This window comes from Solitalea agri, from assembly GCF_023914155.1.
GTDB classification, from domain to species: Bacteria; Bacteroidota; Bacteroidia; order Sphingobacteriales; family Sphingobacteriaceae; genus Solitalea; species Solitalea agri.
Genome location: NZ_JAMWYS010000006.1, coordinates 69,832 through 81,798 on the forward strand (window position 1 = coordinate 69,832; position 11,967 = coordinate 81,798).

At 39.8% G+C, this 11,967-nt stretch carries 6 protein-coding genes; all 6 read right to left on the reverse strand.

The features are described from left to right. Window positions 1-107: 107 nt before the first annotated feature. The 6 genes from NF867_RS01660 to NF867_RS01685 all read right to left on the reverse strand — a co-directional run bounded on the left by NF867_RS01660 (window position 108) and on the right by NF867_RS01685 (window position 11,967). The gene (locus NF867_RS01660; protein ID WP_252585805.1) at window positions 108-2,048 is read right to left on the reverse strand and encodes a sialate O-acetylesterase; all 1,941 of its coding nucleotides are present in this window, start codon (window positions 2,046-2,048) and stop codon (window positions 108-110) included. 47 nt (window positions 2,049-2,095) lie between these two features. Beyond that, window positions 2,096-4,534: a glycosyl hydrolase family 95 catalytic domain-containing protein gene (locus tag NF867_RS01665; RefSeq protein ID WP_252585806.1), complete on the reverse strand. Its 2,439-nt coding sequence runs from the start codon at window positions 4,532-4,534 to the stop codon at window positions 2,096-2,098. 110 nt (window positions 4,535-4,644) lie between these two features. Next, window positions 4,645-7,068 carry a beta-galactosidase GalB gene (galB, locus tag NF867_RS01670; protein WP_252585807.1) on the reverse strand — a complete coding sequence of 808 codons (2,424 nt, stop codon included), beginning with the start codon at window positions 7,066-7,068 and terminating at the stop codon, window positions 4,645-4,647. Between the two features lie 16 nt (window positions 7,069-7,084). Then, window positions 7,085-8,839, reverse strand: a complete 1,755-nt coding sequence (locus NF867_RS01675; protein ID WP_252585808.1) for an alpha-L-arabinofuranosidase — start codon at window positions 8,837-8,839, stop codon at window positions 7,085-7,087. Between the two features lie 60 nt (window positions 8,840-8,899). After that, window positions 8,900-10,279, reverse strand: a complete 1,380-nt coding sequence (locus NF867_RS01680) for a hypothetical protein (RefSeq protein WP_252585809.1) — start codon at window positions 10,277-10,279, stop codon at window positions 8,900-8,902. A 98-nt stretch (window positions 10,280-10,377) separates the two neighbouring features. Beyond that, on the reverse strand, window positions 10,378-11,967 hold the full coding sequence (locus NF867_RS01685) for a RagB/SusD family nutrient uptake outer membrane protein (RefSeq protein WP_252585810.1): 1,590 nt from the start codon (window positions 11,965-11,967) through the stop codon (window positions 10,378-10,380).

The window sequence follows — 11,967 nt, forward strand, 5'->3', positions numbered from 1 at the left end:
AATCGAATTTCATAAAAAAAGCCTGTCAAAATATTGACAAGCTCCAATTTACATTCAATAAACTTAGGGGTATTATTTTTTTGATCGACGTTCAATTCATCATCTGATTATTTATCACTCCAATTGTCTGTCCGGAACGGAGATGCTGGCAATCCTTCATTATTATATAAATTACAATCAGGATTATCTGCCCAGGCATACCTGATCGCTACCGGCGCAATAACTTTATCAGAACTTACTTCAACAGTATTACCATTAATAATCGCTTTTGCCCAGTAAAATTTCTGATCGGTACCAGCTATAATAAATCCTTTAAGCTCCGCTCCTCCTTTGGTCATTAATCCACTGCCAATTTGCTTAAACTTAATATTAACCTTATTACCGATAATGGATAATGAATCATACAATGGTCCCGACCCCACTGTTTCTTTTTTTCCGTAAACGGTATTTTCTGCAGCTAAGGCCAATCGCAAACCTACATCCTGCTTATTTTTCGGATGGATATCATCTCCCTCACCAATATCAATGATAGTTGCCATGGCTGTATTAGGCAAGTTTAACGTTTTCAACTGCGCATCCCTTAGTTCGGCCCATTCGCTTTTAACAGGTTCAGGAGCTCGTTTCATATAATTAGCCAATTGAACATATAAAAACGGCAAATAGCCTTGCTGCCAACGTATTCGCCAATCGTTGATCATTAATGGGAATGTAGTTTGATATTGGTAAGCAGCACTCGTGTTCGCTTCGCCCTGGTACCAGATAAACCCTTTAATACCATAAGGAATAATTGGATTAATCATGGCATTGTACAAATATGAAGGTGTGTACTGATAACTGATGGTTTTAGGTATATCAGTTTCAATGCCCTGTTTATAAGTCCAGATTCCGGCAAGGCTCACTTTCTCTTTGCCGTTAGTCAGGTAAAGACTGTCAGTTGGTTCGTTTAAACCTCCACCGCCCCATAAAGCCGCCATCCGTAAAACCACTACGTTCTTACCTTTTTTAACAAGCTTAGCTGGGATAGAATAAGTATGTGTTCGTGCCGCGTTCCAAACGTTTTTACAAATTTCTTGTCCGTTGAAATACAAGGAATAATTCATCTCCGGATGCCCGAGGCTTAAGCTTAAATTTTGGCCATTGGCAAGTGTTGAAAGATCAATTGTTTTACGGAACCAAAGAATACCTTCATAAGGCCCATTGCCCCATGAACGAACGGTAGCCGGCATTTTTAAGGTTGGCCATTCCGAATCATTATAGCTTATCTGGTTCACCTTTTTCTTCAAACCATTGTATGAATTGTAAATGATGTCCCAATAAACCTTAACAACTTCTTCGTTCTTCTTAAATATGCTTTCGTCTTTATTTTCTATTTCGTTCTTTACAACTACTTTGGCCAGCTCCGGAATGGTCATCAACATTTCTTTACTGGTCCAGGCTTCTACAGGAGTTCCACCCCAGGTAGGTTGAATAATACCGATAGCTACATTTTCCTGCTGTTGAATATGTCGGCTGAAGTAGTAAGCAACTGCCGAAAAATCAGCAGCGGTAGATGAATCACATTGTTTCCATTGTGCCGGTAATATATCCGACTTGGGATGAAGAGCCACATCGTGAGGAACAATCAGGAAGCGAATATTTGGATAAATTGCATTTTTTATTTCAGCTACAGCATCTTTCGATTCACTGATCTTCATTTCCATATTCGACTGTCCCGAGGCCACCCACACATCACCAATCATTACATTACTAAACTTTACCGATTGTGAAGAATTGTTTAGCTCAGCAATTTGCATAACAAACGGTCCGCCAGCAGCAAGCTTCGGAAGGGATACACTCCACTCTCCTTTTTCATTTACCAAGGTTTGAGTGGAGTTGCCGGCTAATTCAACTACAATTTTTGAATTAGGGTTTGCTTTACCCCAAACCGGAATATTTGCATTACGCTGTAATACCATATTATCTCCAAAAACCTTTGGCACCCATAATTGGGCCCTAGTAACTGAAGCAAGCAGAATCAAACAACAGCCTAATAATAATTTACTTTTCATTGGATAAAAAATGAGGCAATACGCTTAGTTATCTATTTTAGTTTAAATTATTTCAACAATACAGTGACAGTTACCGGCTTACCGGCAGTCAATTGTACCTTACAAGTATTTGATTGGTTATTTTGGTTTTTAACCTGACAATCAGCCGAAGTAATAGAGCTGAAATTAGCCGGAAGTTTTAATGTTATTTTTTGATCAATTGCTGATTTTAATATCACTTCCACCTTTTTGCCATTCCAGCTAAGTTTTTTCACCTCAATTTGACCACGAAGTAAAACCCCTTCAATCTCCCCTTGTTTCCATTCGGTAGGAAGCACCGGTAGCAACGAGACTAATCCCGGCTCCGAATACACAAGCATTTGCGTTATCAGATAAGGTAATCCTCCACTTATATCGGTATTAAACAAAGCGCCTACATTATGAAAAGACCCCATTCCATTTGACCAGTATTTGCTCGATAACCATTTAACAATTTCAGCTGTTTTTTCTACATCACCAACGTGTGCAGCAGAAAGTCCCAAAAACACTAAACCAAAGGCCATCTCTCCGCCTTCCTCGGCAACCCGGAACTTCATTTTTTCTTCAATCGTTTTACCAACTGCTTTTACTAAAACTGGATTATTGACAATCTCCGGATCAGCATGATCGTATAAACTATAAAGTTGTGAAGTATGACGATGCTTATGATTTTCTTCAACACCCTCCCAAAGCCATTCTCTGAATGAACCATCAGATGCAACCTGATAGGCTGGCATTTTATTCAGCATGGTTTCCCATTTCTTTATTTTTTGCTGGTCGGTATTTAAAACCTTAGCCGCAGCAATACAATTACGCAATAATTGCTTGGCAATCATTACATCCATAGTAGCATTTAATGCAGCCTGTGATGTGTTATTACCTGGATTATTTTCTGGAGAATAAGAAGGGTTAAAAACCAACTTTCCGTCAGCTCCAGTGGTTAGAAAATCTTCATAGAACAATGCAGCCTCTTTCATGAATGGATAAGCTCTTTCTTTCAAGAAAGTCTTATCTCCGGTGTACAACCAATATTCGTTAAAGAAATTCGCGGTCCAACCGGCAGCACCCGTCCAAAATGTAAGGCACCAGGTTTCGCCAAAATCAGTATCCCAACCAGTTGTAGTTGCCTGTGCCGGGATGTGAATACCACGACAATTGTACAAGCAGACTGCACTTTGCCTATAGTCATTCATCAATCGCTCATGATAATTAAAAAACGAATTCATCAACTCGGGCATATTGCAAGGCAGTAAACCTCCTACAGCCGTAGCCAGATTACCATCATTGGTAAATCCACCAGTCCAGGGAGCTGTCCATGTACCTGACCACAATCCTTGCAAATTCGGAGGATTATACCCCGTTGAGCTAATTATATTATACCTTCCGGCATCAAATGTCTTTTCAATAATTGCCAAAGGAACTTGTTGTTTGGCTTTAAGAATAAGCTCTTCTGTAAACAGCGCCTGCTCAGTAGAATCGCTATTCAGATTGAGCCTAATTCTATTAAATAGTTCGCCATGAACCATAAAATGCCTTGTTAATAATTTATTATAGTTGACAGATGTATTTAACAAAACCTGCTTTAACTGATCAGTTTGGGCATTATTATAATTATATGAAGGGACAATTTTTATTAACAACAATACCTCATCGGCATTGCTAATGATCAGTTTATTATGTTTTACTTCAGAATTTCCTCCGCTTAAAACCAACCTGCCTACTCCTTCGTAACCTTCAAGACCACTCTTGTTTTTTACTTTAAAACTGCTGCGATAGGTTAACCATTGAGCCGACGCACCTGGTTTCATTTCACCTATCCCCTCTTTCACAAATTGCCATTGCTGCCAGTCAATTGGACGATGTTCGAAATTGATGGAACAATTAATTTTTTCGGTTCCTTTAATGGAGATAACAATTACACTATCGGTACGAGAAACAAAAAGCTTGCGTTGGAAAGAGGCTTTATCACTTTCCCAATCAACAATTGCTTCACCCGTTTCAAAATTTACTGATCGTTGGTATTTTTTAATATTTAATGGTTGCTGAACAATTCGTACATCAAATGCAGGTATAAAAGGATCACGGGCATCAGTATAATCTTCTTTAGCACGTTGATCAACAGGAATAAGGCTGGCCTCGCGATATTTACCCTGCAGCATTAGCTTACGAATTTCGTCCAGTCTGCTTGCCTGATCAATAGGTTGTTTAGATTGTTTTTGAGGAAGATACAATGCGGAATGGCTTAAGATAATGGTTTCGTCATACGGTTGCCCCATTACTAAGGCTCCCATGGTACCATTTCCACTTAATAACGCATGCTCCCAATTAGCGGCAGGTTGCCAACTGGTAATTCCACGTTTCGGTTTTACAAACCCTTGTACACTTTGAGCTGAAGCTTTAATGCTACAGCACACCACCAAAAAGCTTGTTACAATTAATAATAAATGGCGTAATGGAGTTATCCTCATGATGTTCTTCTTAAAATTGCGTTCGCCAATTTCATTTATAGTTCATGCTATTCGAAACGATTAGAACAGCGGTTCTCTCTGACAAGAACCGCTGAACTATTCTGAAAATATTATTCAACAATTAATTCTAAACTTGCAGAAGGCAAACCTTCCGCATTTGCGGTAAAGATTACTTTACCAGATTTATTTTTTGCCTGAACAATGGCTAAAGCCAAACCATTAAATGCTTTACGGTTGGTGTCTTTAAATGATTCCATACTGGTTGGACTTCCATTATCAACACCGGCAATAAAGGCTTCACCTTTAACTGTAAATGATAACTGATTATCAGCATCAGGAACCATATTGCCATTAGCATCCACAATTTTGGCGGTAACAAATGAAAGGTCTACTCCGTTAGCCTTGATCTTATTCCGATCGGCGGTAAGGACGATTTTTGCCGCCTTTCCGGCTGTTGAAATTTCTTTAGTCAATACTTCTTTGCCGCCTTTGCGCGAAACAGCTTTCAAAGTTCCAGCCTCAAAAGGTAATCGCCAAACCACATGCATATCATCATTCGTTTTCTTACGAACACCTTGCGACTTTCCATTTAGGTAAAGTTCCACCTCATCGGCATTATTGAAATAAGCCCAAACATCCACCGTTTGCCCGGCTTTCCAGTTCCAATGCGGAAAAATGTGCAATACCGGTTTGTCAGTCCATACACTTTGATAGAGGTAATACACATCTTTAGGAAATCCGGCCAGATCAATAATTCCAAAGTAGGAGCTACGCGCCGGCCAAGGGTAAGGAGTTGGTTCGCCCAAGTAATCGAACCCCGTCCAGATGAACATACCTGATACATGATCAAGATTGGCAAATACCTTCAGTGTTTCTTCATGGGTTGATCCCCAAGGAGTTCGGCAATTGTCATAAGCCGAACAAGTTAGATCTGCATTTCCGGTTAGCAACGGCTTATCCCAGGCAGTTGGCCAAATACGCATGCTATCTGAAGGCATATCATAATGCCCGCGAGTTTGTAAAGCCGAAACCGTTTCTGAGGCAATGAACTTTTTACCCGGATACGTTTCATGGAACTTGCCGAATTTATCGTGATTATAGTTATAGCCAATTAAATCAAGTGCTCCCGACTGAATAATTGAGTTAGAAGGATTCACCTCATTATTAGCCGAAGTGATTGGTCGATTATCGAGTTTACGAACAATCGATGCCAGCTCACGAGCGATAATGCGACCGGTAGAGTCACCCTCTTTACTCCATTGTTCTGGAATCTCATTACCAATACTCCAGATAAATACACATGGATGGTTACGATCACGCATTACCTGATCTTCCAGGTCGCGAACATGCCATTCGTCCCAATCCAAATGGTAATCAAATTTATTCTTTTCCTTCTTCCACATATCAAAAGCTTCATCCATTACAATAAAGCCCATTTGATCACACAGATCGAGTAATTGTGGAGCTGGCGGATTATGAGAGGTACGAATACCGTTACATCCCATTTTTTTAAGCAGTTCGAGCTGACGTTGAGCAGCTCTTACATTAAATGCTGAACCTAATGCACCTAAATCGTGGTGATTACAAACACCTTTTATTTTTAATAGCTTTCCATTGAGTGAAAATCCTTTGTCTTTGTCAAACGAAAAATAACGGATACCAAAAGAGGTTTCATACTGATCTAAAACAGCTGAACCTGATTGAATTCTAGTCACCGCTTTGTATAATGAAGGTGTAACATCTGACCATAAGGATGGATTAGCAACATTGAAATTTTGAGTAATTTCTGCTGATGTTCCTGACAGGACAGTCGATGCGGTTGCTTCGGCAACAGTCTTCCCCTTAGCATTATAAAGAATAGTTTTTACAATTACTTTTTGTGACTCTTTAAGCTTATTCTTAAGCGTTGTTTTTACAACCACCTCTGCTTTTTGCTCACTAACTGCAGGTGTTGTAATATGTGAACCATATTTATCGACAAACACTTTGCCGGTAGTAATTAGCGATACATTACGATAAATACCTGAACCCGAATACCATCGGGAATTTGGTTGTTCGGCATTATCAACCTTAACTACCAAAACATTGGCTTTATCGAAATTAAGGTAATCACTTAAATCATATTGAAACGAGATATAACCGTTTGGACGTTTGCCCAAATAATGACCATTGATCCAAACTTCGCTATTTCGGTACACACCATCGAAGTTTATAAATACCGACTTCCCCTTGCTGGTTTGAGGAATGGTGAATGTTTTACGATACCATCCGGTGCCACCAGGCAGAGCTCCTCCACCTGGTGTTGCAGGATGATCTTTACTAAAACTGCCTTCAATACTCCAATCGTGTGGCAGATTAAGCGTTCTCCACTTAGCATCGTCAAAAGAAGATTCAGTGGCATTCGTAGCATTGCCTAAATAGAACTTCCAATTTTGATTAAATGATTCAATTTTTCGACTATTATTTTGAGCAACAGCTATTTGCAGATTTACAACTGCTAAAAGAATACAACTTAAATACTTTATCTTATGCATTATTGTGGTTTTATTGTTATTTAGCCTTTTCCATAATCAGGTAAACTACTGACCGAGCAGGCAACTCAAGTTTAACCGATGAACTGGGTAATTTTGCCGATCTGGCTTTTAATGATGAATAGTTTAACGGTCCACCTCCTGGAGCTGATGGCCCCTGTCCGTTTACCAATACTTTTCGAGAAAAATCTCCTCCTTCTCCGCCTTGTAAAACATAATAGTAATAGCGTGCTCCCGGCTTAAAGTTTTTCAGCTCAACAGAAGCCATTTCGCTGCTGGTACCTTTGTTTACCAACACAAGTCCGGCATCACCACCATCGCTAAAGCTTGAGGCGTACGTTAAAATATTCGGATTTGAACCACTTACTGATGAGCTGAACATGCGGTCGCCAAAACATTTCTGGAAATAATACATATAATAGAACGATGGCCGAGGACTCCACTTGGTTACTCCGTCACCATCATCACCCATACTGAATGAGCCCATATCGTTTCCATTGTTATAACCGTTACCAATATCCCAACGAGAAGCCATACCATAATTGTTTTTCACAAGCTCTCCTAAAACAATAGCTGCATGAAGACCATTAAGATTAGAGATCATTTGCTTATTTCCCTCGGCACCAATGTTCCACTCGGTCAAGGCAATAGGCTTTTGAAGAACGCCTCCTTGTTGCATTGAAGCTTTCACCCTGTCCATATTATCTTTAGAGATCTTTACGGCAGAGTTTAAAATTTCATCAGCACTGGTGTTGGAGCCAATTGGGGTATAATAATCGTGAATAATATAATAATCGGCATAATCACCTGCGGCTGCAAAGTATTCAGCATTCCATGTTCTGTCTGTAACGTTCCATGAATTGGTGGCATCATATTGTACCAGCTGTGCACCAATTTTAATTTGTGCACCTACTTCTGTAGCAGCTTTACGCATCGAATCGGCAAATACTTTAAAGTGTTTACCATAAATAGTTCCGGTGATAATTTCAGGTTGGCCATCTTTATTTTTTGAAACATCAATTTTGTAACCTGCTTGCCAAGGACCGCTACTTTCGTTACCGATCTCCCAGAATTTGGTTTTACCTTTATCGGCACGAACCCAATCAGCCGCCAAATGAGCTGCAACGCGATCAGGATGATCACTTGTTCCATATCGGGCATAAGAGTAGTTAACGGTTATAATACCTGTACTACCTATCTGCGATAACATATTGTAATAATTATTCACCGACAGCGTCCAGCCTTCGTTATTATTACCAAACCAATAACCTGCATCTACCGAATTATTATCGTAAAGCAATTTATCAGGTGCGTCGGCAGGTTTTGCACCTGGATTACGATTCCAGAAATAAATACTTGAAATATTACCTCCCGGAAAACGGATAATATTAGGAGAAAGCTCTTTTAGATGACCTAAAAGTACCGGCTCCGTAACCATTTGCCCTATATATGGATTTGCATTATTACCAAAAATGTATTTCGACACCTTAGCAACCGACTGACTATAATCGGCAGTAATTTTAATCGTTTCTCTGGTTAATGGTGCGGTAATAAAATCATACTGAGGTGCTGTAAATTTACGAGGTGCCCAGTCATTCATAAAAAATCCAGACGTTGCAGATGCTGCTACCTCTGTTGGAGGTACAATATTATCGTCATCGCCTCCGCCAGGATTAGGATTATCAGAATCTGAAGAGCCCTTACTGCATGATGAAAACAAAGCGGCAACAAAAACAGCAATTAAGCATTGCTGTGACAAAATTTTATAGCTCATGGCACAGAAAATAAAGAGGTTATCTCGATAAAACTGAGATAACCTCTGATAAATTAAAAATTATTGCATTATGTAATGGAATGCCAACCATTCATCTTTTCCAGAATCGTAGGCTGTTCCAAACCATATTCCTTTTGTTGCTTCATCCCCCTTAAAGGCTTTAACTACTTTAATGGTGGTTTGAGTTGGATTCATCCAACTGCCAGAGTTTTGAATAAGTGTATTGCTACCCAGATTAATCTCGTTTGTGCTTTCATTTATTGAGAAAGTACCTGTAGTAATCGTACCGTTTTGGTTACGAGTGTATTTTAAACCATTTTTCTCAAACTTGATCCATGAGTTGGTAGCGGCTGTTACCCAGCTATCGTTCCAACCCCAATCTCTGGAATCAGCCTGACCGGTAGTCCATCCTTTACCTTTACCGATCCAGTCAACAGGGTTACCGCTAGCATCAAGAGCCCATGTACGCATTGAAGATGAAGTGATCATGTTCAACAACTCCCCGGTTTCAAATTTAGGATTAAAACCTTCGTCAAAGTTATTACCTACTGGTGGCGGCGGTGGAGTCCAATTGTCAGAGTATTCTTTAGATACAAAGTTGTAAACCAATAAACAAGGACCTTCACATGAAGTACGCAATACGGCTAACTGCATGGTGGTTGCTGTTAATGACATTACTTTGATATTACCCCAGGCAGCCACACAACCATCACGATTTGCATCATGTAAAGGAGTTGCACCTGTCATTGTCAATGTTTTATTGTCTTTATCCAGGTAATAAGTACCTGACTCTTGTCCACGTGAAGGCAACATTAAGTGGTTAGCTTTCACAAAAGGACCGCCTTTTAAGTTAAAGGTCAATGTACCGTAATCGCCATTATCCATTAACCAGGTGTTGTCTTTATAAACCGGATTCCAGTTCCAGCAATCAGCTCCGTAACAACCTGCGTTGCCACCTTCTAACCAGCCATTGTTGGTACCATAGAAGTACAATGGTCCGTCAAAATATTGTGCTTTAATATCAAGGATCCAGGTTTTTTCATTTCCAGGTCCGCCTGACAATGCAATCCACAATGGATCGTTCACATAAGAAAGGTTATCAGCTGTTACTTTAACAGTCACAGGATCCATTTCAACCACACCACCGGCAGTCATTGCTGAGTATTTAACGGTATAATCACCTTTAAAGGCAAATCTGATGGTGTCTCTGTCACGGTTCGATTTACCTGTTCCGTAATCCCACATGGCAACTGTTTCAGGGGTTTTATTTATCAAGATAACTGTGTTACCTCCCGGATCAGTCACTAAATCCTGAACAACTTCAAATTTTATTTCTGATTTATCGAGCATTCTGCCCAAATCATATGTTTCCTTCTGGCAGGAAGTAATGAAAGATATCCCGATAAGGACAACCCAGATGAATTTTTTTAAATGTTTCATATCGAATATTGTTAAGTATTGGCAATTACATTAAGAATGACTAAACGCTTTTTGTAATTGCCGTTTAACGTTCGTTTTCAGTTAATTAAATTGGCAGCTTACCAGCCTGCATTTTGTTTTAATACGCCATTAGATAAAGTAATTTGCGTATTTGGTATCTGCTGCAAACCTTTTGTGGTTGTAATGTTAGCTGAATTAATTGTTTTGGTAGTTTTAATTCCTCCGTTCAATACATCGGTAGTTTGAGCAATTGTTGCTGCAGCTACATCAACACCCTGACGTAACAAATCCCAGTAACGAATACCTTCACCGGCAAACTCTAATCTACGCTCGTTTAACAAGTTAGCGGCATTAACTGCAACCGAAACGAAATTGCTTCCGTAAGCTCTTTTTCTTACATCATCAAAATATTTCTGTGCTTTAGAACTACCTAGTTCAGCAGCCATTAACAATACATCAGCATAACGGATTGAAACATAATCCTGGAACTGGCCAACCATAAAGTTCACACCACCACTACTCACGGCAATACTGTTTCCTGCAGCATCTACCAATGGAATGTATTTCTTCTGATAAAGACCAGTGTATTCGCGTTGTTTAGACTGATTGGTGAAATTGATGCCTTCGCCGGCAATTGAAATGATTGAACCAGCACGACGGGTATCTTTATCACTGTAAGCTGCCCATAATTTAGGATCAACAGTACAAGCGCCCCATCCGTTACCATATGGATAGCTCCACTGCTCACGAATACCGTTCATTACCATCCAATGGTTACCATCGGTGTTCCCGTTGTAATCACTTGTATAAGTGTATTTGATAGCGAAAATGGTTTCTTTGTTATCTTCACCGGCATAATTATTCAATGAATATGGCCATAGATATTCAAATTTATCAACCAAGCCATAACCACCATTATTAATGATATCTTCCTGATAAGCTAATGCATCAACTTTAGCAACAACACCAGCTAAGTCTGGCTTGCCGTAATAACCGGTGTAATACAAGTAAACACGGCCAATTAATGCTTCAGCAGCATATTTAGTTACACGGCCATGGTTGGCTACACTTTGAGCTCCGTAAGCTACTGCAGGCAAATTATCAGCAGCAAACTTCAAGTCTTCGGCAATAAGCTTATAAACCTCTTCAGGAGAAGCCTGAGGAACATTCTCACTGGAAGGAGCGGTTAACAAGGGAATATTACCCCAAAGTCTAACCATATCGAAGTATAAGTAAGCTCTCAGGAATCTGGTTTCGGCCAGGTACGTATTTTTTAAATCTGTGTTACCTTTCCAATCAATCTGATCCATTTTACCGATGAACATGTTACAACGGTAAACAGCTTTATAATATGCACTCCAGTTATCTCCAAATAAGTCTTGATCTGAAGGAGAACGACCTTTATCGAACTCATCAATCATTTGGTACCCGAAACCATCTGAGTTACCGGTTCCACCAAACGTATTGTCAGACATTACTTCGGCCGCAACCGGAAGACTGATACCTGAAGCCCAAACAACTTGTAAGCCATCATAGCAACCTACCAGGGCTTTATATGCGTCGTCAGTGGTTTTATAAAAATTTTCCTCGCTTGAACCAGTTTTCATTTGGGTGTCAAGGAAATCATTTGTACACGCCCCTGCTGAGAGGAGTGAAAATGCCAGTATATATAGTTTTATCTTTTTCAT